Below are 26,215 nucleotides of genomic sequence, written 5' to 3' on the forward strand. Positions count from 1 at the left end.
AGGAAAGCGAAGATGCAGCGGTGGCGCGGGTACGAGGCGGTGCCCGGCGGGTTCGGCCGATCGGTGGTGACCATCGGCGTCTTCGACGGGGTGCACCGCGGACACCAGGCGATCATCGGGTACGCCGTGAAGCGCGCCCGGGACGCCGGTCTCCAGTCGGTGGTGGTGACCTTCGACCCGCACCCGGCCGAGGTCGTTCGCGCCGGGTCGCACCCGGCCGTGCTCACCGAGGCGGTCCGCAAGGCGGAGCTGATCGAACAGCTCGGCGTGGACGCGCTGTGTGTGGTGCCGTTCACCCCGGCGTTCTCGAAACTCGGCCCCGAGCAGTTCGTCCACGACGTGCTCGTGGAAGCCCTGCACGCCGCGGTCGTCGTCGAGGGGGACAACTTCCGCTTCGGGCACAAGGCCGCCGGGGACATGGCGCTGCTGGCCCGTCTCGGGCGCACCTTCGGGTTCACCGTCGAGGAAGCGCCGCTGGTCACGGAGGACGGGCTGGTGTTCTCCTCCACGTACATCCGCAGTTGTGTCGACGCCGGGGACGTCCGGGCCGCTGCCGAAGCGCTGGGTCGGCCGCACCGGCTCAGCGGGGTGGTGGTCCGCGGCGACCAGCGCGGCCGCGAAATAGGCTTTCCCACCGCGAACCTGATGTGTCACCGTTATGCCGCCATCCCGGCCGACGGGGTGTACGCCGCCCGGCTGGTCCGCGGTGGCGACCAGGGCACGCCGCTGCCCGCCGCGGTGTCGATCGGCACCAACCCGACCTTCAACGGCCGGGAGCGCCGGGTCGAGGCCTACGTCCTCGACTTCGCGGGCGACCTGTACGGCGAGCGGGTCAGCCTGGACTTCGTGGCCCACCTGCGGGAGCAGCGCGAATACACCGGGATCGATCCGCTGGTGGCGCAGATCGAGCAGGACGTCGCGCAGACCCGCGAGCTGCTCAGCTGAGCCCCTGGTAGGGTTGGCCCCGGACCGGCTCTAGGTCCACGGTCCCGCCTGCCTGCCCGACGCCGCGGGCCGCGGGGATACCGCTCTCACCGGCAACACAGAATCACGGAGAACATGGCGCTCGACCAAGAGACCAAGACCAAGATCATGACCGAGTACGCGACCCTGGAAGGCGACACCGGCTCGCCCGAGGTCCAGGTCGCGATGCTCACCAAGCGGATCGCCGACCTCACCGAGCACCTCAAGGTGCACAAGCACGACCACCACAGCCGTCGTGGTCTGCTGCTGCTGGTGGGTCGCCGCCGCCGTCTGCTCAACTACGTGCAGAAGAAGGACATCGCGCGCTACCGGACGCTCATCGAGCGTCTCGGCCTGCGCCGCTAGTTTCGCCGGGGGAGTAGCCAACGGGCTGCTCCCCCGAGCTTTACCCCACGGACCCGCGCGGCCACAGACACACGGCACCGGTCCTCGGTAGTGGTTCCCGGGCCAGAATCCCGGGCACTTCGATCGAAGACCGGCCACGCTGTAAACCGCGCTGTAGAGACCGCCGGGTCCTCGACGAAGGAGTACCGCACCACATGACAGAGCACAACGCTCTCGGCACCGAATCCCGCACCGCCGTCATCGACAACGGATCGTTCGGCACCCGCGAGATCGTCTTCTCCACCGGCCGCCTCGCCAAGCAGGCCGCTGGCTCGGTCATCGTCCAGCTGGGCGAGACCACCGTCCTGTCCGCCACCACGGCCGGCAAGACCCCCAAGGACCACTTCGACTTCTTCCCGCTCACGGTGGACGTCGAGGAGCGGATGTACGCCGCCGGTCGCATCCCCGGCTCGTTCTTCCGCCGCGAGGGCCGCCCGAGCGAGGACGCCATCCTCACCTGCCGCCTGATCGACCGGCCGCTGCGCCCGTCGTTCACCAAGGGCCTGCGCAACGAGGTCCAGGTCGTCGAGACCGTCCTCGCGCTCGACCCGCAGCACCCGTACGACGTGGTCGCCATGAACGGCGCCTCGATGTCGACCAAGCTGTCCGGCCTGCCGTTCAGCGGCCCGGTCGGCTCGACCCGCGTCGCGCACGTCGAGGGCCAGTGGGTCAACTTCCCCACGCTGGACGAGCTCGCTCGCGCCACCTTCGACATGATCGTCGCCGGCCGGACGCTGGCCGACGGCGAGGTCGCGATCATGATGGTCGAGGCCGAGGCCACCCCGCACGCGCTGAGCCTGATCGCGTCCGGTGCGCCGAAGCCGACCGAGGAGGTCGTCGCCAGCGGCCTCGAGGCCGCCAAGCCGGCCATCCGCGAGCTGTGCCGCGCGCAGAGCGAGCTGGCCGAGGTCGCCGCGAAGCCCGTCCTGGACTACCCGGTCTTCCTGGACTACCAGGACGACGTGTACGCCGCCGTCGCCGCGGCCGCCAAGGGTGAGCTCACCGAGGCGCTGAAGATCGTCCAGAAGGCCGACCGCGAGGACGCCCTGGACCAGATCAAGGCCAAGGTCCTCGAGGCCGTCGGCCCGCAGTTCGAGGGTCGCGAAAAGGAGATCAGCGCGGCGTTCCGCTCGGTCACCAAGTCCGAGGTACGCCAGCGCGTGCTCCGCGACCAGGTCCGCATGGACGGCCGTGGCCCGCGCGACATCCGGCCGCTGTCCGCCGAGGTCGGCATCCTGCCCCGCGTGCACGGCTCGGCGCTGTTCGAGCGCGGCGAGACCCAGATCATGGGTGTCACCACGCTGAACATGCTCCGCCTCGAGCAGTCGCTGGACACCCTCGCGCCCGAGAAGTCCAAGCGCTACATGCACAACTACAACTTCCCGCCGTACTCGACCGGTGAGACCGGCCGGGTCGGTTCGCCGAAGCGCCGCGAGATCGGCCACGGCGCGCTGGCCGAGCGGGCGCTCGTGCCGGTGCTGCCGACGCGCGAGGAGTTCCCGTACGCGATCCGCCAGGTCTCCGAGGCCCTGAGCTCGAACGGCTCGACCTCGATGGGCTCGGTCTGCGCCTCGACGCTGGCCCTGCTCAGCGCCGGTGTGCCGCTGAAGGCGAACGTCGCCGGCATCGCCATGGGCCTCATCTCCGACGAGGTCGACGGCAAGACCGAGTACGTCACGCTGACCGACATCCTCGGCGCCGAGGACGCGTTCGGCGACATGGACTTCAAGGTCGCCGGCACGCCGGAGTTCGTCACCGCGCTGCAGCTCGACACCAAGCTCGACGGCATCCCGTCGGACGTGCTGGCTGCCGCGCTGCAGCAGGCGCACGAGGCCCGGGCGACGATCCTCGGCGTCATGGACGCGGCGATCAACACCCCGGCCGAGATGAGCGAGTACGCCCCGCGCGTCACCAGCGTCAAGATCCCGGTCGACAAGATCGGCATGGTCATCGGCCCCAAGGGTCAGACGATCAACGCCATCCAGGACGAGACCGGCGCGGACATCTCGATCGAGGACGACGGCACGATCTACGTTGGCGCGACCAACGGCCCGTCGGCCGACGCGGCGGTCGAGCGGATCAACGCCATCGCCAACCCGACGCTGCCGAAGGTCGGGGACAAGTTCCTCGGCACGGTGGTGAAGACGGCCGCGTTCGGCGCATTCATCTCGCTGCTGCCCGGCCGCGACGGCCTGCTGCACATCTCCAAGGTGGGCGACGGCAAGCGCGTCGACAAGGTCGAGGACTTCCTCAACGTCGGCGACAAGGTCGAGGTCTCGATCGCGGACATCGACAACCGCGGCAAGATCTACCTGGACAAGGTCCGCCCCGAGGGCGAGGAGGCCCCGGCCGCTCCGGCCGCGTCCGACAAGCCCCGCGAGGAGCGTGCCCCCCGCAGTGACCGTGGCGAGGGTGGCGGCGACGCTCCTCGGCGCCGCCGGTCGCGTCCCAGCGGCGACCGTGGCGGCGACCGCGGTGGCGACCGCGGCTAAGTCACCACATGACAACGAGTAACAACCGCGGGCCGGCCGAGAGGCCGGCCCGCGTCTCTACCAAGACCCTGCAGGACGGCGTCCGTCGGACCATCCTGCCCAGCGGTCTGCGCATCATCACCGAGGCGATTCCGACGACCCGCAGCGCCGCGCTCGGCGTCTGGGTCGGCGTCGGCTCCCGCGATGAGACCCCCAAGCTGTCCGGCGCCTCCCACTTCCTCGAACACCTGCTGTTCAAAGGTACGGAGAAGCGCACGGCTCTCGACATCTCGGCGCAGATCGAGGCTGTCGGTGGCGAGACGAACGCCTTCACCACGAAGGAATACACCTGCTACTACGCGCGGGTGCTCGACGCCGACCTCCCCCTGGCCGTGGACGTGCTCTGTGACGCCGTCGCCAACTCGGTGCTCAACCCGGCCGACGTGGAGACCGAGCGCGGGGTGATCCTCGAAGAGATCGCCATGCACGACGATGAGCCCGGCGACGAGGTGCACGACGTCTTCCTCGAAGCGATCTTCGGGGCCGGCAGCGCACTCGGCCGGCTGATCTCGGGCACCGAGGCCACCATCTCGCCGATGACCCGCAACCAGATCCACCGCTTCTACCGCACCCGGTACCAGCCGTCCGAAATCGTCATCACCGCGGCCGGCAACCTGGACCACGGCAAGGTCGTCCGGCTGATCCGCGCCGCCCTCGCCGGCACACCGCTCGACACCCCGGGCAGCCCGGCCGGTGCCCGCGACGCGTCGAAGAAGCACCGGATCAAGCCCCCGGCCACCGTCGTACGGCACCGCGACACCGAGCAGGCCCATCTGGTCCTCGGCTGCGAGGGCCTAGGCCGGGACGACGACCGCCGGTTTGCGCTCGGCGTGCTCAACAACGTCCTCGGCGGCGGCATGTCGAGCCGGCTCTTCCAGGAAATCCGCGAGAAGCGCGGCCTCGCCTACTCCGTCTACTCGTACGGCAGCCAGTACGCCGACGCTGGCGTCTTCGCGGTCTACGCGGGTTGCGCCCCGGGCAAAGCGGAAGAGGTCCTCGCGCTGATCCGTGCGGAGCTCGCCGTGGTGGCCGCCGAAGGCATCAGCGCCGCCGAACTGGCCCGCGGCAAAGGCATGGCCAAAGGCACGTACGTGCTGGGCCTCGAGGACACCGGCTCACGGATGAGCCGCCTCGCCAAGTCCGAGCTGCTCTACGGCGACATGATGGGCGTCGACGACCTGCTCGCCAAGGTCGACGCCGTCCGCCTCGACGAGGTCAACGCCCTCGCCGCGGAGCTGCTCTCCCGCCCGATGTCACTGGCCGTGGTCGGCCCATTCGACACCGGTGCGTTTTCGTCCGACCGCTAGCCTGGGACGCCGTGACCACCCTGAGCCCTTTACCACCCGTCGACGAGTCGATCACCGCCGAGCGCCGCAAGCGCCGGATCATCGGCATGCTGATCTGGGCCGCCGTGTTCGCCGTCGGCACCTGGTTCATCGGTGTGCCCACCAGCGACCCGCTGATCGCATTCGGCTGGCTCTGGCTCGCCACGATCGCCTGGCGCAGCGATCTGCCCTGGCGGCAGCATCTGCTGTTCCTGCGGGACTGGCTGCCGATCTGTGTGCTCCTGCAGATCTACAACGTCTCCCGCAGCTACGCGGACGACCTGTTCGCCCCGCACGTCACCGAGCTGATCCGCGCCGACGAGGTGATGTTCGGCTGGGCGACCGGCGGTGAGGTCCCCACGGTGTGGCTCCAGCAGCACCTCTACGACCCAGGCGTGGTCCAGTGGTGGGAAGTCGTGGTCTCCCTCGTCTACGTCTCGCACTTCCTCGCCGTACCGACCATCGGCGTCATCTTGTGGCTGCGGCAGCGCGAGCAGTGGGGCCGGTTCATGCGTCGCTGGTTCACGCTGAGCGTCGCCGGGCTGATCACCTATTTCCTCTACCCGGCCGCCCCGCCGTGGTGGGCGTCGGTGTACGGCCAACTCGACGAACACGTCGCCCGCATCTCCACGAACGGGTGGGATGTGATCGGCCTGCACAGCGCGGGGAACACCCTCAACGCCCTCCAGGTCAGCGCCTCCAACCCGGTCGCGGCGATGCCGTCGCTGCACACCGCGTACGCGCTCATGGCCGTCGTCTTCTTCCTGCCGGTCGTCGCCCGCAAGTGGTGGCCGCTGCTGCTCGCGTACCCGCTGGCGATGACGTTCACCCTGGTCTACTCGGGTGAGCACTACATCATCGACGTGCTGGTCGGCTGGGCGTACGTGGGTGGGGTGTTCCTGCTCGTCGGCGCGCTCGAACGCTGGTGGCGGGACCGCCGGGGCGCGTCCCCGACACCCGCCGGACCGCGCGGCAGCCTCGACGAGCCCGGTGCCGCGCCGGTCGTCGGGAGCGACGGCGCGGTGGTGCCGCCGGGTGCCGACCGCTGAGCCGGTGACCACCGTGGGATAAATTGTCCGCGTGACTGACGAGCTTGAACCGATCCGGGTCGGCGTCCTCGGCGCCCGCGGCCGTATGGGCCTCGAGGTGTGCCAGGCGGTCGACGCCGCCGACGACCTCGAACTCGTGGCGATGGTCGACCAGGGCGACTGGCTGTTCAACGCCTCCGACGCCGGCGCCCAGGTGCTCGTCGACTTCACCACCCCGGATGTGGTGATGGACAACCTGCACTGGGCGGTCGACCAGGGCATCAGCGTGGTTGTCGGCACCAGCGGCTTCACCAACCAGCGCCTCGACCGGATCCGCTCCTGGCTGTCCCACAAGCCCGGCGTCGGCGTGCTGATCGCCCCCAACTTCGGGCTCGGCGCGGTGCTCATGATGCAGTTCGCGGCCCGCGCGGCCCGCTACTTCGAGTCGGTCGAGATCATCGAGCAGCACCACCCGCGCAAGCTCGACGCCCCCAGTGGCACGGCCACCCACACGGCCAAGCTGATCGGCGCGGCCCGCGCCGACGCCGGCCTCGGCGCGATGCCCGACGCCACCAAGGAAGAGATGTCGGGAGCGCGCGGCACCGAGGTCGACGGCGTCCGCATTCATTCCGTACGCGCAGCTGGCCTCGTCGCCCACCAGGAAGTCCTGTTCGGCGCGAAGGGCGAGACCCTGACCATCCGGCACGACAGCCTGGACCGCGCATCCTTCATGCCCGGCGTCCTCCTCGCTGTGCGCGCCATCCAGAACCGCCCCGGCCTGACGCTGGGCCTTGACGCGCTCCTGGATTGAATCGCCTCGCCGGGCGTGCGCGACGGGCTCCTTGGCGTGCGGCTCAGCTCCTTGATCTGACGGTCATCTCCGCGCGCGGCTCAGTCGTTGAGGGCGACGTGCAGGCGGAGCTGGTTGACCAGCATGTCGTCCACGTCCAAGGCGCGGGTCGCGCCGTCGGGCTCCCAGCCGGTCGAGGTGAGGAATTTCTTCATCGCCTCGTCCGCGTCATAGGCCCAGGCGACCGCCGAGGAGAAGCCGTCCTCGCGCCACAGGTCGACGGTGGCCGCCAGCAGCCGGCTCCCGTGTCCTCGCCGCCCCCAGCGCGGCTCCACGAGCAGATCTGTCACCGCCGCGACGTCTTCGGCCAGCGGCGGCTCCTCGGGAGCCAACGCCTGCTCGTCGGCGGGGCCGGCGGCGGCAAAGCCGACCACGGTATTCGCCGTTTCGCTCTGCTCGACGGCGATCAGCACCCGGTGCCGCGGCGACGGCGCGGCTTCGATCGCCTCGGCCCAGCCCCGGGCAAGGTACGCCTCGTCCAGGTTGGCGAGCACGTGTGCCGGGAACATCCGCCGGTACGCGGTGCGCCAGGTGGCGAGCTGAATACGAGCGATCTCGCCGGCGTCCACGGGACGGGCCGGACGGACGAAGCCGAGAGCCATGCGGGGAGCCTACAGAGGCCCCGAGTAGCGCACTTCGGGCAGTTCCACGCTCGTGCCCTGTGGCGTGTAGACGTCCCGCTCGCCGTCGGCCCGCAATCCGGCCCGTTCGTAGAACCGCCGGGCGCGGTGGTTCTCCGCCAATACCCATAGCCGCAGGTCGGGGTATTTGGCTGTCGCTAATTCCCGTGTCCCCGCGGCAAACAGCGCCTGTCCCACTCCGGAGCCCCACCGCTCCGGTTCGACGTAGAGGGCATAGATCCCGCCGTGTGCCCGATCCACCCCGGCATTGCTGCGGGACGGCCCGAAGCTGACGAACCCGACGACCACCCCGGCCTCGAATCCCACCAGCGTGGCGGCACCGAACTCCGCGCCGCGGCGGGTCATCTCCCGGCGCCGTGCCGCGAACTCGGCCTGGGTCAGGCCGGCAAGGTAGTCAGCGGGGACGATGCCGGCGTACCCGATCTGCCAGCTGCGCAGGTGCACGGCGGCGACCTGGTCGATGTCGACATCGGTCTGGGGGCGGATCACGATCATGGCCTGATCCTGCCCGGTCCGGTCATTTTTGTCGTACCCCTCGGCTAGCGTGCGCGTCGATGGCTGTTCCCGAAAGTCTCTCTGTCGCGCAGGCCCGCCGCATCGTGCTGGCCGCGCAGGGGTTCACCGATCCCGCGCCCGGCGGCGCCACCGACCGTCGCCACCTGCGCCGGGTGCTGCGCCGACTGCACCTGATCCAGGTGGACTCGGTGAACGTGCTGCAGCGGGCCCACTTCATGCCGCTCTACAGCCGGCTCGGGCCGTACGATCCGGGGCTGCTGGAGCGGGCCGCCTACCGCGAGCCGCGGGAGCTCTTCGAGTTCTGGGGCCATGAGGCGTCGCTGATCCGGGTCGACCTGCAACCGCTGTTCCGCTGGCGGATGGAACGGGCCCGGGAGTATGCGTGGGGCGGCATGGTCCGGATCGCCACCGAGCAGCCCGAGCTGATCGACCGGGTGCTTCGTGAGGTGCGCGACCGCGGCCCGGTCACCGCCGCGCAGCTCGAGCACGACGTGCCCCGCAGCAAGGAGCACTGGGGCTGGAATTGGTCGGCGGTCAAACAGGCCCTCGAATGGCTCTTTTACACCGGTCAGGTCACCGCGGCCGAGCGCACGACCTCGTTCGCGCGCCGTTACGACCTCACCGAGCGCGTCTTGCCGCGCGACGTCATGGAGATCACCACCCCGGCACCGCAGGATGCGTTTCGCGCTCTCGTGCAGTTGTCCGCCCGAGCGCTGGGGGTGGCCGCCGAGCCGGAGTTGCGCGACTACTTCCGGCTGCCGGTGGCGGGCTTCAAACAGGCGCTCGCCGAGCTCGTGGAGGACAAGGTGCTGACGCCGGTGACGGTTAAGGGCTGGAACCGGCCCGCGTACCTGCACCACGAGGCGAAGCTGCCCCGCCGGGTGCACGCGGCGACCCTGGTCAGCCCGTTCGACCCGCTGATCTGGGAACGCGGCCGCACCGAGCGGCTGTTCGGCATGAACTACCGCATCGAGATCTACGTCCCGGCCGCCCAGCGGCTGTACGGCTACTACGTGCTGCCGTTCCTGCTCGGCGACCGACTCGCGGCCCGCGTCGACCTCAAAGCCGACCGCAAAGCGAGAATGCTCTGCGTTCCCGCGGCCTGGTCCGAGCCAGCCGCGGACCCCGCCGAGACGGCCACCGCCCTCGCCGCGGAGCTGCGCCGGCTCGCGACCTGGCTGGGCCTCGACACGATCGCGCTCCCCGAGCGCGGCGACCTCGCGCCAGCGCTCACCGACGCCCTGAAAGAGGAGTGAGCGGGCGCTTTCAAGGCGGGGTGAGCGGGCGCTTTTAAGGCGGGGGTGAGCGGGCGCTTTTAAGGCGGGGGTGAGCGGGCGCTTTCAAGGCGGGGTGAGCGGGCGCTTTCAAGGCGGGGTGAGCGGGCGCCTTGAGGAGCGAGTGAGCGGGCGCCTGAGGGGCATCGAGCCGGCGTCCCGACGGGGGAGTGACTGGTGGGCGAAGGGTGGGCGCATAGCGAGCATTCGGGGGCGGCAGCGAGGGCCCATCCCCGTGTACCGTGGCGGCCATGAGCAGCACGACCGAGCCCGTGGCTCCTCTGCAGCCCGATTCGGCTGACCTGCCGGCCCCGCACCCCGGAGTTCCCGCCTTTCCCGCCGGTTACGCGCCCTATGCCGCGCCGCAGCAGGACCGGTTGACCCGGTTCGTCCAACGCAAATGGCGGGACTCGCCGGTGTGGGTCGCGCCCGCGGCCATGCTGGTCTGCATGGCGGGTGCTGTCGGCTACACCCTGGGCACCCACCCGACTGAGGCGAACGCCGGCGCGGCGCCCAGCTGCCTGCTGAAGCTCACGACGGGCTTCATCTGCCCCGGCTGCGGTGGCACCCGGGCCGCCTGGTTCCTGCTGCACGGCGACGTCCCCGCGGCGGCCCGGCACCACGCGCTCTTCGTCTTCGCGGTCCCCTTCCTGCTCTACATGTATGTGGCGTGGAGCGGGCAGCGCCTGTTCCGCTGGAAGCTTCCGGAGCTCAACCTGTCCCCGGGCGTCATCGGTGCCTTCATCGCGGTGTGGGCTGCCTTCAGCCTCCTGCGCAACCTGCCCTGGGCACCCTTCGCCGCCTTCTACGTCTGACCGCCGCCCGTCCCGCGCCGGCCGAGCCACCCCCGGTTCCGTCCGGCCGGTCCGATCGACCGACCGCTCAGGTCGGCCCCTCGAACTGCTGACCGGCCGCGGCTGCGGAGCGCGGCGGGGAGGTGAAGCCCGAGGGCGGCGCGCAGCGGCGTCCGATAAGTTGTCGGTATGACGCCCGACCCCGCTCGGCCCTTCGGCCGGCTGATCACGGCCATGGTGACTCCCTTCTCCGCGGACGGCTCGCTCGACACGGACGGGGCCGCCGCCCTTGCCACCTATCTGGTCGACGAGCAGCGTCACGACTCCCTCATCCTCAGTGGCACCGGCGGCGAGTCGCCGACCACGACCGATGCCGAGAAAGAGACGCTCATCCGGGTCGTCGCCGAGGCGGTCGGGGACCGGGTGCGGATCATCGCGGGTGTGGGCACCAACAACACCGCCCACACCGTCGAGCTGGCCCGAGCTGCGGAGAAGGCGGGGGCGCACGGGTTGCTCGTCGTCACGCCGTACTACAACAAGCCGCCGCAGGCCGGGCTGCTGCACCACTTCACCACCGTCGCGGACGCCACCGGGCTGCCGGTCATGGCGTATGACGTGCCGCACCGGACCGGGGTGCCGATTGCGACCGAGACGATGATCCGGCTCGCCGAGCACGCCCGGATCATCGCGGTGAAGGACGCTAAGGGTGACGTCGCGGCCAGCGCGGACGTGATGCGGCGGACCGATCTCGCCTACTACGCCGGCGAGGACGCGTCCGTGCTGCCCTGGCTCGCGGTCGGGGCGGTCGGCGTCGTCGGCACGTCGACCCACTTCATCGGGGCGAAGACCAAGGACATGATCGAGGCGTACGAGCGTGGCGACGTCGCCGGAGCTCTCGCCTTGCACCAGCTGCTGCTGCCGCTGTTCACCGGCATCTTCCGCACGCAGGGCACGATCCTCGTGAAGGCCGGCCTCAAAGAGCTGCGGCTTCCGGCCGGTCCGGTGCGACCGCCGCTGGTCGACGCCACCGCAGCGGAACTGAACCAACTGCGCCAGGACGCCACGGCGGCCGGCGTGGACCTCTGACACCAACGGAAAGACACACATGAGCCAAGCGCACGCAGAGCTGGATCCGCCCCCGCCGCTCGCGGAGGGCGCCCTGCGCGTCATGCCGCTCGGTGGACTTGGCGCCATCGGCCGCAACATGACGGTCTTCGAGTACGACGGCAAGCTGCTGATCGTCGACTGCGGCGTCCTGTTCCCCGACGTGGAGCAGCCGGGCGTCGACCTGATCCTGCCCGACTTCGCGCCGATCCTGGACCGGCTCGAAGACGTGCAGGCCATCGTGCTCACCCACGGGCACGAGGACCACATCGGCGCGGTGCCCTACCTGCTCGCCCACAAGCCGGACATCCCGCTGGTCGGTTCCGAGTTCACGCTGGCGCTGGTGGAGGCGAAGCTGGCGGAACGGCGCTTGGACCCGTACACATTGACCGTCCGTGAGGGTGGGAAGGAACGGCTCGGACCGTTCGAGTGCGAGTTCTTCGCGGTGAACCACTCCATCCCGGATGCGCTGGCCGTGGCGGTGCGCACGCCGGCGGGCCTGGTGCTGCACACTGGTGACTTCAAGATGGACCAGGTGCCGCTGGACGGCCGGATCACCGACCTGGCCGGCTTCGCGCGGCTCGGCGCCGAGGGCGTGGACCTGCTGCTGTCGGACTCCACCAACGCGGAGATCCCCGGCTTCGTCACCCCGGAGCGCGACATCGGCCCGGTGCTGAACTCCATCTTCGCTAAGGCTTCCGGCCGGGTCATCGTGGCGAGTTTCGCCTCGCACGTGCACCGGGTGCAGCAGGTCATGGACGCCGCCTACGAATACGACCGCAAGGTGGCCCTGATCGGCCGCTCGATGGTCCGCAACATGGGCATCGCCCGCGACCTGGGCCTGCTGCGCATCCCGGACGGCCTGATGGTCGGCCTGGACGAGGCGACGAACTTGCCGCCGGACGAGATCGTCTTCATGTCGACGGGTTCGCAGGGTGAGCCGATGAGCGCGCTGGGTCGCATGTCGACCGGCGACCACCGGCACATCACCATCGCCCCCGGCGACACGGTCGTGCTGGCCAGCTCGCTGGTGCCGGGCAACGAGACCTCGGTCTACCGGGTCATCAACCAGCTGGCGCGCGCCGGTGCGACGGTCGTGCACAAGGACACCGCCAAGGTGCACGTGTCCGGCCACGCGCCCGCGGGGGAGCTGCTCTACCTGCTCAACGTCGTGCGCCCGAGCAACCTGATGCCCGTGCACGGCGAGTGGCGGCACCTGCGTGCCCACGCCCAGCTCGGCATCGAGTCCGGTGTGGCACCCGATCGGGTGGTCCTCTGCGAGGACGGCGACGTCGTCGACCTGATCGAGGGGCACGCCCGGCACGTGGGCCGGGTCAAGAGCCGCTATGTGTACGTGGACGGCCTCGCCGTGGGCGACGTGAGCGAGTCCCTGCTGACCGAGCGGCGCATCCTCGGCGACGGCGGCTTCATCTCCGCCACCGTGGTCATCGACTCGGTCACCGGCAAGGTGGTCGGCGAGCCCACCGTCATGGCGAAGGGCTTCTCCGAGGACCCGGCGGCGTTCGATCCGGTGCTGCCGTTACTGACCGCCGCCCTGGACCGGTCGGCCGAGGAAGGCATCACGGACACCCACCAGTTGCAGCAGATCGTGCGTCGTACGGTGGGCCGCTGGGTCAACGACGCGTACCGCCGCCGCCCGATGATCGTCCCCACTGTCGTGGAGGTCTGACAATTATTTGAACCGTTCCGCGCTCCCCTTCGTATCGATGGGCACGGTGCCGCCCCCACGGCACCGCGATGCGAGGGGAGTTTGCGAATGCAGCGCAGAACGGTGGTCGCGATCGCGGCGACGGTAACGGCAGCGGGAGCGGCGGTGGCTTTCACCCTGCCGTCCATGGCGGGTACCCAGCCGTCACAGCGCCCTGCCGCGAAGCCCGCGAGTGCAGTGGCTCCGCAGCTGCTTGCCGCGATGAAGCGCGACCTCGGCCTCAACGCCGACCAGGCCACGGCACGACTCGCCCGGGCCAAGTGGGCCAGCGGCGTGAGCGCCCAGCTCCGCGGCACCGCCGGTGACTCGTACGGCGGCGCGTGGCTCGGCAAGGACGGCAACACGCTGAACATCGCCATCACCGACGCGAGCCTGGCCCCGAAGGTCCGCGCCGCCGGTGCCGAGCCCAAGCTGGTCAAGCGCAGCGTCGCCCAGCTCGACTCGGCCAAGCGGGCACTGGACTCGGCCGCGACGAAGTCGGACCGCGACCTGCCCGGCTGGTACGTGGACGTGGCGGCGAACGAGGTCGTCGTGCAGGCGTTGCCGGGCGACTCCCGTAAGGCCCGGGCCCTCGCCGCGGACGCCGGCATCCCGAGCTCGGCGGTCCGCGTCGTGACGGTGAAGTCGTCGCCGAAGCCGCTGGCCGACGTGATCGGCGCGCAGCCCTACTTCATCGGCCAGGCCCGTTGCTCGATCGGGTTCGCGGTCGAAGGCGGCTTCGTCACCGCGGGTCACTGCGGCGCCGAGGGCACGCAGACCCGGGACCTGGACGGCCAGGCGCAGGGCCAGGTCGTGGACTCGGTCTTCCCGGGCAACTCTGACCTGGGCTTCGTGCAGACCGGCGCGGATGTGCAGCTGCAGCCGTTCGTGGACGACTTCAACGGCAACGCGCTGCCGGTCGGCGGTTCGACCGAGTCGCCGGTGGGCGCCGCGGTGTGCCGTTCCGGTTCGACGACCGGCACGTTCTGCGGCACCATCCTGGCGAAGAACCAGACGGTGAACTACCCGGAGGGCGCGGTCACCGGCCTGACCCGTACGGACGTCTGCGCCGAGGGTGGCGACTCCGGCGGCCCGTGGCTCTCGGGCGACCAGGCGCAGGGTGTCACCTCGGGTGGCTCCGGCGACTGCACGGTCGGCGGCGAGACCTTCTTCCAGCCGGTTAACGAGATCCTCGAGCGCAACAACCTCTCCCTGCTGACCACGGGCGGTCAGGGCGGCGGTAACCAGCAGGGCGGCGGCCAGGACCAGGGCGGCAACGACCAGGGCAACGGCGGTCAGGACAACGGCGGCCAGGACAACGGCGGTCAGGACAACGGCGGCCAGGACAACGGCGGTCAGGACAACGGCCAGGACCAGGGCGGTAACGAGCAGGGCGGTCAGGACCAGCAGGGCGGCAACGACCAGCAGGGTGGCAACGACCAGCAGGGCGGCCAGAACCAGCAGGGCGGCAACGACCAGCAGGGCGGCCAGAACCAGCAGGGCAACGGCCAGAACCGCGGTGGGAAGCAGCGCAGCCACGCCTGATTCTTCCCGCCTGGAACGTGCTGCCCGCGCAGGTCATCCTCCGACCTACGCGGGCAGCACTGTGTCGATAGCGTGCTAGGCGTGGGGTATCAGTTGCTGATCGTGCTCGCTGTCGCGACGCACTACGCCTTCATCGCGTTCGGTGTCTTCGGCGGCTTCCTCGCCTGGCGCTGGCCCCGGCTGATCTGGTGGCAGGCCGCGGACGCGCTCTGGCTGTTCATCATCGTCGTGTCGAACCTCTACTGCCCGCTCACCTGGATCGAGGACCGGTCCCGGGAGCGCCTGGGCAAGCCGGCGCTGGACGGTGGCTTCCTTGACAACCATGTCGCCGGGATCTTCTACCCCGCGGGCTACGAGCGGGTGGCGCAGATCGTGGTCGCCGTGCTGGTGCTGACCTCGTGGGTCGGGTTCGCGCTACTTCAGCGCCGCAACCGCCTCCGCAAGCTCGACACCGGTGGCGATGCCGCAGATCAGCACCTGGTCTAGCTGGTCGGGCGTGACGCCGTGCTCGAAGTCGGCACCCACCTCGCCGACCACCCGGACCACGCCGTCGTCGCTGGTGTGCACGTACGCCTTGGGCCAGAGCCGGTCGTGGTTCCAGGCGTTGCAGAACGAATACAGCTGGGGCACGTCGTCGGTGCTGAACTCGGTCTGAGTCAGCGCCCTGACCTGGAAGATCTCGTTGTTCTTGCCGAGCCGGAAGAAGTAGATCAGGCAGCCCTGCCAGTTGCCGCCGATGTCGCCGTCGTCGTCGACGAAGTGGGCGAACTCGCGGGCGGTGAGGGCCGAGATGATCAGCTCGTCGCTGAGCGGCTGTAGGGACGCGGGCATGGTCTCGATCTTATCGGTGGAAAAAGCGAAACCTGGTCACGGTGCGGCGTAACGCCCGGCGGGCGCTGCAAGGTTACGGTGCTTTCATGGCGGGCCGTACTCCTCCGGCGAGCCGGGGCCGTGCCGCGTCCAAGGGCGGCGCCGCGTCGGCGCGTGCCCGGCAGCCCGGAAAACAGCCGGTTCGCAAGGCCGCAGCCGCGCCGGCACGCAAGCCAGCGCCGCGTAAAGCCACTCCGGCCCGGGCCCGGGCCCGCGCCCGCAGCGCCACCCAGGCCCGCCCGAGCGTGGGTTCGGCGCTCGCCACCGGCGCCGGTCGCGGCGCCCGCGCCGTCTGGATGGGTGTCGCCCACGGCGTCGGCTGGGCCGCGCGTGGTGTCGGCCGGCAGGCAGCCACCGCCAAAGAGATCGACCCCGAGCACCGGCGCGACGGTGCCGGCCTGCTCATGCTCGGCTTCGCCATCCTCGTCGGTGTCGCGGTGTGGGCCGACGCGGCCGGCCCGGTCGGCACCTGGCTCGCCGACGCGGTCCGACTCTTCCTCGGCGGCCTGGGCATTCTGCTTCCGCTGCTCCTGCTGTACGGGGCCATCCGCTTCATGCGTAAACCCGCCGACCCTGAACACCGGGGCCGGTCGGTGGTGGGCTGGACCGCCCTGGTCGTCGCCACCGCGAGCCTCCTGCACATCTCCCGGCAGCCCACCGACGACGTCGAGCTGACCAACTCCGGTGGCCTCCTCGGGTTCGGTGTCGGGGCGCTGCTCGAACGGGCGGTGACCGGCTGGGTCGCCGTACCGTTGCTGATCCTGCTCTTCGTTTTCGGTCTGTTGGTCATCACCGCGACGCCGATCAACAAGATTCCCGAGCGGTTCCTGCTGCTGGTCGACCTGTTGGCGGGCCGCCCGTCAGCCCAGTCGCCGGTGCTCGACGCCCCCGACCTGGACCTGGAGCTGGACGAGGACGAGCCGGAACCAGCCCCGACCCGACGGCCGGCTCGCCGCCGGCAGGGCTCGCTCGCCGACATCGGCCTCGGCCCGGACGAGGGTGCGGGGGAGGGCGACGGCGAGATCCTGCACGACACGGTCGCCCTGCCGCGCGGTGCCAAGCTGCCGGCCAGCCGGGCGCCGGAGCCGCCGGAGCACTCGGCGCTGCCGACCCGCGCCGAGCAGCTGGAGATTTCCTCGGTGCCGGGGGACTACCGGTTGCCGCCGCCGAACCTGCTCGGCAAGGGCAGCGCCCCGAAGACGCGCAGTCGGGCCAACGACGAGATCATGGCGGCGTTGACCGGCGTTTTCGAGCAGTTCAACGTCGATGCCCAGGTCACCGGTTTCACCCGGGGGCCGACCGTGACCCGCTACGAGGTCGAGGTCGGTTCAGGCGTCAAGGTCGAGCGCATCACCCAGCTCTCCCGCAACATCGCCTATGCGGTCAAATCGCCTGATGTGCGGATCTTGTCGCCGATTCCCGGCAAGAGTGCGGTCGGCGTGGAGATCCCGAACACCGACCCGGAAAACGTCTCCCTCGGCGACGTCCTGCGCTCCCGCGCCGCCACCGCCGACCACCACCCGATGCTCGTCGCGCTCGGCAAGGACATCGAAGGCGGCTTCGTCGTCGCCAACCTCGCCAAAATGCCGCACATCCTCATCGCGGGCGCCACCGGCGCGGGCAAGTCCTCCTGCCTCAACTCCCTGCTGGTATCCCTGCTGACCCGAGCCACCCCCGACGAGGTACGGCTGCTGCTGGTCGACCCCAAGCGGGTGGAGATGACCGCGTACGAGGGCATCCCGCACCTGGTCACACCGATCGTCACCAACCCCAAGAAGGCGGCCGACGCCCTCGAATGGGTCGTCCGCGAGATGGACATGCGCTACGACGACCTCGCCGCCAACGGGGTACGCCACGTCGATGACTTCAACCGCAAGGTCCGCTCCGGGGAGATCGTCGCCCCGCCCGGCGTCGACCGGGTCATGAAGCCGTACCCGTATCTGTTGGTGATCGTCGACGAGCTCGCCGACCTGATGATGGTGGCGCCGCGCGACGTGGAGGATTCGGTCGTCCGGATCACCCAGCTGGCCCGTGCGGCCGGCATCCACCTGGTGCTAGCCACCCAGCGGCCCTCGGTCGACGTGGTGACCGGCCTGATCAAGGCCAACGTGCCGTCCCGGCTGGCGTTCGCGACCAGCTCGCTGGCCGACTCCCGGGTCATCCTCGACCAGCCCGGCGCCGAGAAGCTGCTGGGCCGCGGCGACGGGCTGTTCTTGCCGATGGGCGCCTCCAAGCCGGTCCGCATCCAGGGCGCCTGGGTGGACGAGAAAGAAATCAACGACGTCGTCAAGTTCTGCAAGGAACAGCGCGAACCCGAGTTCCGCGAAGACGTCACCGCCCCGGCGGCCAGCAAGAAAAAGGACATCGACGAGGAGATCGGCGACGACCTGGACGTGCTGCTCCAGGCGATCGAGCTGGTCGTCACCTCGCAGTTCGGCTCGACGTCGATGCTGCAGCGCAAGCTGCGGGTCGGCTTCGCCAAGGCCGGCCGACTGATGGACCTGATGGAGACCCGCGGCATCGTCGGCCCGTCCGAAGGCTCCAAGGCTCGCGAAGTCCTCGTGAAACCGGACGAGCTGGAAGCGACGCTCGCCACACTCCGCCTGGACGACTGAGCCCGGCCTGCCGGTAACCTTGGCGGGTGTCCGTGACTCCTCCGCCCCGCCGTGTAGCTCTCCTCACCCTCGGTTGCGCCCGCAACGAGGTCGATTCCGAGGAGCTCGCTGCGCGCCTCGACGCCGGGGGGTGGCAGGTCAGCACCGACGCCGAGGGCGCCGACGTCGTGGTCGTCAACACCTGCGGCTTCGTCGAGAAAGCCAAGCAGGACTCCATCGAGACCCTGCTCGCCGCCGCTGACACCGGTGCCAAGGTCGTCGCCGCCGGCTGCATGGCCGAGCGGTACGGCCGGGAGCTGGCCGACAGCCTGCCCGAAGCGCAGGCCGTCCTCGGCTTCGACGACTACACCGACATCGCCGCCCGGCTCGACGGAGTCATGGCCGGGGAGAAGTTCGATGCACACACCCCGCGGGACCGCCGTGAACTGCTGCCGCTGACCCCGGTGCACCGGCAGGCCGCCAAGGTGGTCGTCCCCGGGCACGCCACCGTCGACGAGCACACGCCGGCCCACCTGCGCAAAGTCCTGCGCCGCCGGCTCGACACCGGCCCGGTCGCCAGCCTCAAGCTCGCCAGCGGCTGCGACCGCCGCTGCTCGTTCTGCGCGATCCCGGCCTTCCGTGGCGCGTTCGTCTCCCGCGACCCGCAAGAGCTGCTCGCCGAGGCGGAATGGCTGGCCGGCACGGGCGTCCGCGAGCTGGTGCTGGTCAGCGAGAACAGCACCTCCTACGGCAAGGACTTCGGCGACCCGCGGGCGCTGGAAAAGCTGCTGCCCCAGCTCGCCGCGGTCACCGGCATCGTCCGGGTCCGTGCGAGCTACCTGCAGCCCGCCGAGACCCGGCCCGGGCTGGTGGAGGTCATCGCGACCACGCCGGGCGTCGCCGCGTACTACGACCTGTCGTTCCAGCACTCCAGCGAGCCCGTGCTGCGCCGGATGCGCCGCTTCGGGTCGACCGAGCGGTTCCTGGAGCTCCTCGCCTCGGCGCGAGCCCTCGCCCCCGGAGCGGGTGCGCGGAGCAACTTCATCGTTGGCTTCCCCGGCGAGACCAAGCAGGACGTCGACGAGCTGGTCCGGTTCCTCACCGACGCGCGGCTCGACGCCATCGGCGTCTTCGACTACAGCGACGAGGACGGCACCGAGGCCGTCGGTCTGCCCGACAAGGTGCGCGAAGACACCATCAAGCGACGGTACGCCCGGATCAGCGACCTCGCCGACGAGCTGTGCGCCCAGCGCGCCGAAGACCGCCTCGGATCCATTGTCGAAGTCATGGTCGACACCGTGGACGAGGGTGAGATCGAAGGCCGCGCCGAGCACCAGGCGCCCGAGGTCGACGGCTCGACCACGCTGGTCGCCGGCGACGCCGGAGTCGACCTGGCCGCTCTCCGCCCGGGCGACTTCGTTCGGGCCCGGGTCACGGCCACCGAAGGCGTCGACCTGATCGCCGTCCCGGTCGAGATGATCTCGGCTGCCTCCCGCCCGGTCTCCCCGGCGGGCGCGGTCTCTGTGCAGACGGTGGCGACCGCGCCATGACCGACGAGCCGGTGCCGGTCGCCGTCCCCCGGCGCGTCCCGCTCAACAACCCGGCCAACATGCTCACCGCCGCTCGGATCGTGCTCGTCCCCGTCTTCGTCGTTTTCACGGTGATCTCGGAGACGGCCGGTAACGGCTGGCGCATCATTGCCTGCCTGACCTTCTGCGTGGCGTCCGCGACGGACTTCGCCGACGGCTGGATCGCCCGCAGATACCAGCTCATCACCTCGTTCGGCAAGGTTGCGGACCCCATCGCCGACAAGGCCCTCACCGGCAGCGCGCTGATCCTGCTGTCCGCGTACGACCGGCTGTCGTGGTGGGTGACTGGGCTGATTCTCGCCCGCGAGTGGGGCGTGACCGCGCTGCGGTTCTGGGTCATCCGGTACGGCATCATCCCGGCCAGCCGCGGCGGCAAGCTCAAGACAGCCCTGCAGATCCTGGCGATCGCCTGGCTGCTCTGGCCGGTGCCGGCGCCGTTCGACGCGGTGGGCACGTGGCTGATGGTGGCGGCGCTGCTGATCACGCTGATCACCGGGGCGGACTACGTGCTGCAGGCAATGCGGATCCGCCGGGATGCGCTCCGGGCCGGTCCTGGCCTGTCCTGACCGGTCTTCGACCGGTTCGGCCGGTCCTGACTCGCGGGGTCTCGCACGGGTGACATTCTCGGCTTCTGCGCGGGGACTGCTGCGCTGCTGCGGAACGAGGGGGACATGGACATCGGGGTAGCCGCGGCTGCGGTCGTGCACGCACTCGTGGACCGCGGGGAGACGCTGGCGGTGGCGGAGTCGCTGACCGGCGGGCTGCTGGCGGCCACCGTGGTCGAGATACCCGGAGTCAGTGCCGTGTTCCGTGGCGGCCTGGTCGTGTATGCCACTGAGCTGAAGCACTCGCTGGCGGGCGTACCCGAGAAAATGCTGGCGGATCGCGGCCCGATCGACCCGGACGTGGCCTGGGCTCTCGCCGAAGGAGCGCGGAGCCGGTGTGGTGCCGACTGGGGTCTGGCGACGACCGGCGTTGCCGGGCCGGAGCCGCAGGACGGCAAGCCGGTCGGCATGGTGTTCGTCGCTGTCGCCGGACCCGCCCGCACGCAGGTCCGGCAGCTGAAGCTGACCGGTTCGCGGGCCGACATCCGGCACGAGACGATCACCTCGGTGCTGGCGCTGCTCGTCGACGAACTTCGCCAGCCAGCCCATCCATCGGCACCGTCATGATCACTTCAGCGGCCGTGTCGCGACCCTGACCGTTCTCGGCCCTCGGCGGAATTCGGCGGGGCGGGATGTCGGCGTCGCTCGCACCGGGTACGGTTGCGGGAAGCCTCCGGCGGCTGCCGGCGGCCTCGCCGCAGGAGGAGGTGCCATGGTCCTGCTACGCCGGGTAATCGGTGACGCACTGCGGGCGCGCAGACAGGGACAGCACCGCACGCTGCGTGAGGTGTCAACCGCTGCCAACGTGAGCCTCGGATATCTCTCCGAGATCGAACGAGGCCAGAAGGAAGCATCCAGCGAACTGCTCGCCGCGATCTGCGAAGCGCTCGGCGCGCGCCTCTCCGAGGTCTTGGGCGAGGTGAGCGACACGCTGGCACTCGCCGAAGGCATGACAGGTGTGCTCGTGCCCGTCGACCCGGCCGCGGCCCGCACGAGCGGACCGGCCGCCGCTGCTCAGGCTGCCGGAGCACAGGCCGTCGCCGGGACGAGAGTCAAACAGCAGGCGAAGGAAGCCTCGCCGGTGCGCCAGGTCACGACCGACGGCACCGTCTCGGTCTCCGTCCACCAGGACAATCCGCTCAAGGCCACCCTGCGCACCCGCCGCAAGCGCGAGCGCGACGTCAGCTACGCGGCCTGACCGCCCGATCCACGGCTCGATCACGCAGCCTGCCCGCTCGGGGCAGAGCAGCGTATCGCTGGCTGCCCAGCCCGTGCCGCATGATCACCCTGGAGCCGGTGGCGGGTCATTTCCTGCCACGTGGCGTGATCGTTCGGGGACCCGCGGCGTCGCCGGAACGCGGATCGGCGCGTAGCCTCGGACGTGGGGGAAGCTCCTGGAACACCCTGAGATCCCCCCGAGGTCACGTGACGCCGGTGGCGAAGAGCTGACACGATGGAGCCCGCGCCATCGTGAAGACCCCTCGGGCCCGCGTCGGTGGCGCGTCAGATGCAGCGACATTGAGGGGATACCGCGGATATGGCGAACCCGTTCGTCAAGGGCTATCGATACATGATGGCGCTCTTCGGCGCGAAGATCGACGAGTACGCCGATCCCAAGGTGCAGATCCAGCAGGCCATCGAGGATGCCCAACGGCAGCACCAGGCGCTCGTGCAGCAGGCTGCGGCAGTGATCGGCAACCAGCGCCAGCTCGAAATGAAGCTGTCGCGGCAGATGTCCGAGGTCGAGAAGCTGCAGGGCATGGCCCGCCAGGCCCTCGTCCTGGCCGACCGCGCCCGTTCCGGCGGCGACGAGGCCGAGGCCCAGAAGTACGAGGCCACGGCGCAGACGCTCGCCACCCAGCTCGTCTCCGGCGAGCAGTCGATGGAAGACCTCAAAACCCTGCACGACCAGGCGCTCGGCGCCGCCGGGCAGGCCCGCAAGGCGGTCGAGAACAACGCGATGGTGCTGCAGCAGCGCATCGCCGAGCGGTCCCGGCTGCTCAGCCAGCTCGAGCAGGCCAAGATGCAGGAAACCGTCGCCAAGTCGCTCGAATCGATGTCGTCCCTGGCCGCGCCGGGCAACACCCCGTCGCTGGACGAGGTCCGCGACAAGATCGAACAGCGTTACGCCAACGCCATGGGCCGGGCCGAACTCGCCTCCAACTCGGTCGAGGGCCGCATGCTCGAGGTGCAGAAGTCGAGCCTCGACCTGGCCGGCTCGTCCCGCCTCGAGCAGATCCGCGCCAGCATGGCCGGCGACAAACTCGGTGCCACCCCGGCACAGCCCGCGGTCGAGCAGACCCCGGCCGCTGACCCGGCCGGCGTCGCCCGCCTCGACGAGATCCGGGCCAGCATGAACAAGCGTGGAGACGCGTCGGCCGCGGGCTAGTCGGCCGGACGAGCGGAGAGGGAGCGGACGGTGGACGAGCGGACCAGACACTTCCGGCGGCTCAAGCGGCTGCGGGGCGCGGCGCGGCGCTGGAGTGTCATCGGCGGCGGGCTGACGGCCGCGACCGCGGTACTCACCCCGTACGCGGGGATCGGGATCGCGGATGCCGCCTGGGCCGCGTCCGCCGGAGCGTCGGTCGCGCTGGCCTGGTGGCGCTGGAGCGACCACCGGCAACTCGCCGCGGTGGAGCCGCCGCCCGCGCCGCCACCCGCACTGCCGGGCCACCGCCTGGTCGCCGCGGTGGAACGCTTCCCGGCCGGGCGTCAGGTTCTCCAGGAGGTACGCCGCCAGCGCAACCGGTACGCCGTCCGCGGCTCCGCTGTGGCGCAGGCCTGGGACCGGCTGGATCGCGCATCCATCACCCTCGGAGGCCTGACCGGACGACTGACCGGCCCCGGCGAGGGCGCGGTCCTCGAAGCCGCGACGGCCGAACACTGGCTTCGTGACCTGGGTCAGCGAGTGGCTAGCGTCGAACGTGCCCTGCCCCTGACCCCGGCGGAAAATCGCGCCACCCTCGAACAGTCGCACATCTCCCTGTCGGACCAGTTCACCGCGGGCGTGACCGCCTACGAGCGGCTGGTCGCCGCGGCAGCGAGCTACGTTGCCGAGGACGGGCACCCGATCGCCGGGCAGCATCCGGGCCTGACCGGTCTCATCGACGCGACCGACCGGCTCCGCGGACTCGCCGAGGGCCTGTCGGAACTGAAGCGGCCGCCCGCCCCCGCGGCTTGAGTCAGTCAGGGCTTGGGTTGGCAGTGTGGGCACCAGTAGGTGACCCGCTCGTCCTGTTCCGCTTTCTGGACGGCAGCGCCGCAGCGGCGGCAGGGTTGGGCTCTGCGGCCGTACACATAGCTGGTTTGGCCTCGGCGCAGTGAGCCGGTGGTCGTCTGCGTCCAGCGGCCACGGTTCGACGCCACGAGTTTTTGGGCCAGGGTGACCGTGGCGGTGAGGTCGGGGACGTCGGCGACCGGAGTCCAGGGCCAGAGGCCGCGCAGGAACAGGGTTTCCGCCTTGTAGAGGTTGCCGACCCCGGCCAGGTTGCGCTGGTCGAGCAGCGCCGCGGCGATGCTGACGTCCGGCTTGGCGGCGATGCGGCGGACGGCCTCTGCCGGGTCCCAGTCCGCGCCCAGCAGATCGGGACCGAGGTGGCCGACCAGGGTGTCTTCCTCCGCGGTCGGCACCAGAGAGAGCTCGTGCAGGTGGTAGCCGACCGCCGCGGAACGCTTCGACTTCAGCACCACGCGGATCAGGTGCGCGGGTCGGCCGGTCCAGCGTTCCCCCGGGGCGTACGCCCGCCAGGCGCCATCCATGCGCAGATGCGAGTGCAGGGTCATGGCCTCGTCAGCGTGGGTCAGCCGGAGCAGGAGGTGCTTGCCGCGGCTGGCCGACTCGGTGACGGTCCACCCGGCCAGGTCGGTGGTGGCGAGGGCGGGCACCCGGAAGTCCGACCCGGTGAGCACGTCGCCGGTGAGGGCGCGCTCCAGGACGCGGGCAGTGTTCCAGACGGTGTCACCCTCGGGCATGCCTTCCATCCTGCCCTGAGCCGCGCTCGGCAATCCTGAGGCGGCCGGCACACGTCGAGCCGGCCAGCAAATGCCGGGTTGGTCAGCGTTCGGCGACGCGGACCACGTCGCCGGGGCGGACCGAGAGGACGACGACCGCGCGGCCGCCGTTGACCGCGATGGCGACCCGACCGGCCGAGTCTTCATAGACGATCAGTTCGCCGGGACCGGCTTCGCCGAAGGTCTGTGCCCGGCGGGCCTTGACGCCGCAGACCACCAGATCCGGGCCGAGGCCGGACAGCATCGTGCCGCCCGCGGCGAGCTGGACGTTGCCGAACCGGTCGACCGTGACCACCTCGGCTTCGATCCAGCCGTCGCCCAGCGCGACGATCGGGTCAGGCAACCGGACCACCGACTTCGCATCGATGGTCGGCCCGGCCTCGGTCAGCGGTGCGCCGAGGGCGAGCCGGGCCGCCACCGGCGAGAAGATGTCGCGGCCGTGGAACGTCCGCGAGACGTCGCCGAGGAACCAGTCGGTGTTGGTCAGCTCGACCACCGTGTCCAGTCCGCCCAGCGCCTCGGCCGCCCACACCAGCAGGCCGTTGTCCGGGCCGACGAGCAGGCCGTTCGGGGTCTCGATGGCTATCCCGCGGCGCTCGGTGCCGACGCCCGGGTCGACCACGGCAACGTGCACCGACGGCGGCAGGTGCGGCGCCGTCTGCGCCAGCACCGCGGCACCGCGGGCGACGTCGGCCGGCGGCACGTGATGGGTGACGTCGATGACACGTACGGCGGGAGCGAAACGCGCGATCACCCCGTGGCAGGCGGCGGCGAATCCGTCGAAGGTGCCGTAGTCGGTGGTGAGGCTGATCCATCCATAGGTGCCCATGGAAGTTACGTTACTGCCCCGGCACGCTGGGTGTGCGCCGGGTCCGACGGGCGCGTCGCGCCATCTGGCAGGGTTGATCCATGCGTCTCGTCATCTTCACCGAACCTCAGCAGGGCGCCACCTACGACGACCTGCGCCGGGTGGCCCAGTTCGCCGAGGAGGCCGGATACGACGGCTTCTTCCGCTCCGATCATTACCTCGCGATGGGCACCGATGGGCTGCCCGGGCCGACCGACGCGTGGGTGACGCTGGCCGGCCTCGCCGTGCAAACCTCCCGGATCCGGCTCGGCACCCTGGTCACCTCCGCGACGTTCCGGCTGCCCGGCCCGCTGGCGGTCAGCGTCGCCCAGGTCGACGCGATGAGCGGCGGACGGATCGAGCTCGGCCTGGGCGGCGGCTGGTTCGAGGCGGAGCACACCGGTTACGGCATCCCGTTCCCGCCGCTCGGCGAACGTTTCGACCGCCTCGAAGAACAGCTCGAGATCATCACCGGCCTGTGGGCGACCCCGCAGGGCGAGAAGTACGACTTCGCCGGCAAGCACTACCAGGTCGCGAACTCGCCGGCGCTGCCGAAGCCGACCCAGTCCCCGCGCCCGCCGATCATCGTGGGCGGTGCGGGCAAGAAGCGCACGCCGGCCCTGGCCGCCAAGTACGCGGACGAGTTCAACACCCCGTTCGCGAAGCTCGCCGATCTGCCCGCCATGTACGACCGGGTCCGTACCGCCGCCCAGGTTGCCGGCCGCAGCACCCCGCTGGCGTTCTCGTCGGCTGCGGTCCTCTGCGTCGGCCGCGACGACGCCGAGGTGGCCCGCCGGGCCGCGGCGATCGGCCGAGACGTCGAGGAGATGCGCGGCAACGGCGGCATCGTGGGCACCCCGGACCAGGCGGTCGACATCATCGGCCAGTACGCGGACGCTGGCGCCTCGCGCATCTATCTGCAGACCCTGGACCTGAGCGACCTGCACCACCTCGAGCTCGTCGCCACCGCGGTAGCGCCGCAACTGTCCTGAGTGGAGGCAATGGGGCCCCGTTC

At 70.5% G+C, this 26,215-nt stretch carries 25 protein-coding genes; 20 read left to right on the forward strand and 5 right to left on the reverse strand.

Features of this window, described 5'->3' with window-relative positions:
• Positions 1-12 precede the first annotated feature (12 nt).
• From ACIA1L_RS01180 to dapB, 6 genes are all read left to right on the forward strand, one after another.
• Positions 13-945 (forward strand): bifunctional riboflavin kinase/FAD synthetase, encoded by a 933-nt coding sequence (locus ACIA1L_RS01180; protein ID WP_396070272.1) that lies wholly within the window; start codon positions 13-15, stop codon positions 943-945.
• Between the two features lie 114 nt (positions 946-1,059).
• The gene (gene rpsO / locus ACIA1L_RS01185) at positions 1,060-1,329 is read left to right on the forward strand and encodes a 30S ribosomal protein S15 (protein WP_023561775.1); all 270 of its coding nucleotides are present in this window, start codon (positions 1,060-1,062) and stop codon (positions 1,327-1,329) included.
• A 194-nt stretch (positions 1,330-1,523) separates the two neighbouring features.
• Positions 1,524-3,860, forward strand: coding sequence for a polyribonucleotide nucleotidyltransferase (locus ACIA1L_RS01190; RefSeq protein ID WP_396070274.1), 2,337 nt, complete (start codon positions 1,524-1,526; stop codon positions 3,858-3,860).
• Positions 3,861-3,868: 8 nt separating this feature from the next.
• Positions 3,869-5,206 carry a M16 family metallopeptidase gene (locus ACIA1L_RS01195; RefSeq protein ID WP_396070275.1) on the forward strand — a complete coding sequence of 446 codons (1,338 nt, stop codon included), beginning with the start codon at positions 3,869-3,871 and terminating at the stop codon, positions 5,204-5,206.
• A gap of 86 nt (positions 5,207-5,292) precedes the next feature.
• Positions 5,293-6,273 (forward strand): phosphatase PAP2 family protein, encoded by a 981-nt coding sequence (locus ACIA1L_RS01200; protein ID WP_396070977.1) that lies wholly within the window; start codon positions 5,293-5,295, stop codon positions 6,271-6,273.
• Between the two features lie 22 nt (positions 6,274-6,295).
• Complete coding sequence (gene dapB, locus ACIA1L_RS01205) at positions 6,296-7,063, forward strand: 4-hydroxy-tetrahydrodipicolinate reductase (RefSeq protein WP_396070978.1); 768 nt, start codon at positions 6,296-6,298, stop codon at positions 7,061-7,063.
• An 80-nt stretch (positions 7,064-7,143) separates the two neighbouring features.
• Here the strand turns inward: dapB and ACIA1L_RS01210 are convergent, their stop codons facing one another.
• Positions 7,144-7,704 carry a GNAT family N-acetyltransferase gene (locus ACIA1L_RS01210; RefSeq protein ID WP_396070277.1) on the reverse strand — a complete coding sequence of 187 codons (561 nt, stop codon included), beginning with the start codon at positions 7,702-7,704 and terminating at the stop codon, positions 7,144-7,146.
• 9 nt (positions 7,705-7,713) lie between these two features.
• Positions 7,714-8,238 (reverse strand): GNAT family N-acetyltransferase, encoded by a 525-nt coding sequence (locus tag ACIA1L_RS01215; protein ID WP_396070278.1) that lies wholly within the window; start codon positions 8,236-8,238, stop codon positions 7,714-7,716.
• A 59-nt stretch (positions 8,239-8,297) separates the two neighbouring features.
• Here ACIA1L_RS01215 and ACIA1L_RS01220 point away from each other — a divergent pair, with 59 nt between their 5' ends.
• The 6 genes from ACIA1L_RS01220 (at position 8,298) to ACIA1L_RS01245 (ending at position 15,170) form a co-directional block, all read left to right on the forward strand.
• Entirely contained in the window at positions 8,298-9,515 is a 1,218-nt protein-coding gene (locus ACIA1L_RS01220; protein WP_396070280.1) for a winged helix-turn-helix domain-containing protein, read from the forward strand.
• 269 nt (positions 9,516-9,784) lie between these two features.
• Complete coding sequence (locus tag ACIA1L_RS01225; RefSeq protein WP_396070281.1) at positions 9,785-10,348, forward strand: DUF2752 domain-containing protein; 564 nt, start codon at positions 9,785-9,787, stop codon at positions 10,346-10,348.
• Between the two features lie 168 nt (positions 10,349-10,516).
• Positions 10,517-11,413 (forward strand): 4-hydroxy-tetrahydrodipicolinate synthase, encoded by an 897-nt coding sequence (dapA, locus tag ACIA1L_RS01230; RefSeq protein ID WP_396070282.1) that lies wholly within the window; start codon positions 10,517-10,519, stop codon positions 11,411-11,413.
• Between the two features lie 19 nt (positions 11,414-11,432).
• The gene (locus tag ACIA1L_RS01235; RefSeq protein ID WP_396070284.1) at positions 11,433-13,121 is read left to right on the forward strand and encodes a ribonuclease J; all 1,689 of its coding nucleotides are present in this window, start codon (positions 11,433-11,435) and stop codon (positions 13,119-13,121) included.
• Between the two features lie 87 nt (positions 13,122-13,208).
• Positions 13,209-14,684, forward strand: coding sequence for a S1 family peptidase (locus ACIA1L_RS01240; RefSeq protein WP_396070285.1), 1,476 nt, complete (start codon positions 13,209-13,211; stop codon positions 14,682-14,684).
• An 81-nt stretch (positions 14,685-14,765) separates the two neighbouring features.
• Positions 14,766-15,170 carry a DUF2784 domain-containing protein gene (locus ACIA1L_RS01245; RefSeq protein WP_396070286.1) on the forward strand — a complete coding sequence of 135 codons (405 nt, stop codon included), beginning with the start codon at positions 14,766-14,768 and terminating at the stop codon, positions 15,168-15,170.
• On the opposite strand, the gene ACIA1L_RS01250 is transcribed toward ACIA1L_RS01245, so the two are convergent.
• The gene (locus ACIA1L_RS01250) at positions 15,099-15,515 is read right to left on the reverse strand and encodes a YbjN domain-containing protein (RefSeq protein ID WP_396070287.1); all 417 of its coding nucleotides are present in this window, start codon (positions 15,513-15,515) and stop codon (positions 15,099-15,101) included. The genes ACIA1L_RS01245 and ACIA1L_RS01250 overlap by 72 nt on opposite strands.
• An 86-nt stretch (positions 15,516-15,601) precedes the next feature.
• Here ACIA1L_RS01250 and ACIA1L_RS01255 point away from each other — a divergent pair, with 86 nt between their 5' ends.
• The 7 genes from ACIA1L_RS01255 to ACIA1L_RS01285 all read left to right on the forward strand — a co-directional run bounded on the left by ACIA1L_RS01255 (position 15,602) and on the right by ACIA1L_RS01285 (position 23,523).
• Positions 15,602-18,169, forward strand: a complete 2,568-nt coding sequence (locus ACIA1L_RS01255; RefSeq protein WP_396070288.1) for a DNA translocase FtsK 4TM domain-containing protein — start codon at positions 15,602-15,604, stop codon at positions 18,167-18,169.
• 26 nt (positions 18,170-18,195) lie between these two features.
• Positions 18,196-19,698, forward strand: a complete 1,503-nt coding sequence (gene rimO, locus ACIA1L_RS01260) for a 30S ribosomal protein S12 methylthiotransferase RimO (protein ID WP_396070289.1) — start codon at positions 18,196-18,198, stop codon at positions 19,696-19,698.
• Positions 19,695-20,303: a CDP-diacylglycerol--glycerol-3-phosphate 3-phosphatidyltransferase gene (pgsA, locus tag ACIA1L_RS01265; RefSeq protein ID WP_396070291.1), complete on the forward strand. Its 609-nt coding sequence runs from the start codon at positions 19,695-19,697 to the stop codon at positions 20,301-20,303. Before rimO ends, pgsA begins: the two co-directional genes overlap by 4 nt.
• 105 nt (positions 20,304-20,408) lie before the next feature.
• Positions 20,409-20,909 (forward strand): CinA family protein, encoded by a 501-nt coding sequence (locus ACIA1L_RS01270; protein ID WP_396070293.1) that lies wholly within the window; start codon positions 20,409-20,411, stop codon positions 20,907-20,909.
• Between the two features lie 145 nt (positions 20,910-21,054).
• Positions 21,055-21,540, forward strand: coding sequence for a helix-turn-helix domain-containing protein (locus tag ACIA1L_RS01275; RefSeq protein ID WP_396070294.1), 486 nt, complete (start codon positions 21,055-21,057; stop codon positions 21,538-21,540).
• Positions 21,541-21,879: 339 nt separating this feature from the next.
• Positions 21,880-22,731, forward strand: a complete 852-nt coding sequence (locus ACIA1L_RS01280) for a PspA/IM30 family protein (protein WP_396070296.1) — start codon at positions 21,880-21,882, stop codon at positions 22,729-22,731.
• 30 nt (positions 22,732-22,761) lie between these two features.
• The gene (locus ACIA1L_RS01285) at positions 22,762-23,523 is read left to right on the forward strand and encodes a hypothetical protein (RefSeq protein ID WP_396070297.1); all 762 of its coding nucleotides are present in this window, start codon (positions 22,762-22,764) and stop codon (positions 23,521-23,523) included.
• 5 nt (positions 23,524-23,528) lie between these two features.
• Here the strand turns inward: ACIA1L_RS01285 and ACIA1L_RS01290 are convergent, their stop codons facing one another.
• Both ACIA1L_RS01290 and ACIA1L_RS01295 read right to left on the reverse strand, forming a co-directional pair.
• Positions 23,529-24,314 carry a DNA-formamidopyrimidine glycosylase family protein gene (locus tag ACIA1L_RS01290; RefSeq protein WP_396070298.1) on the reverse strand — a complete coding sequence of 262 codons (786 nt, stop codon included), beginning with the start codon at positions 24,312-24,314 and terminating at the stop codon, positions 23,529-23,531.
• Between the two features lie 82 nt (positions 24,315-24,396).
• Positions 24,397-25,182, reverse strand: a complete 786-nt coding sequence (locus tag ACIA1L_RS01295; RefSeq protein WP_396070300.1) for an S-adenosyl-l-methionine hydroxide adenosyltransferase family protein — start codon at positions 25,180-25,182, stop codon at positions 24,397-24,399.
• An 80-nt stretch (positions 25,183-25,262) separates the two neighbouring features.
• On the opposite strand from ACIA1L_RS01295, the gene ACIA1L_RS01300 reads away from it, so the two are divergent.
• Positions 25,263-26,192, forward strand: a complete 930-nt coding sequence (locus ACIA1L_RS01300; RefSeq protein ID WP_396070302.1) for an LLM class F420-dependent oxidoreductase — start codon at positions 25,263-25,265, stop codon at positions 26,190-26,192.
• Positions 26,193-26,215: the final 23 nt, after the last annotated feature.

Source organism: Actinoplanes sp. NPDC051859 (assembly GCF_044452725.1).
Classification (GTDB): domain Bacteria; phylum Actinomycetota; class Actinomycetes; order Mycobacteriales; family Micromonosporaceae; genus Actinoplanes.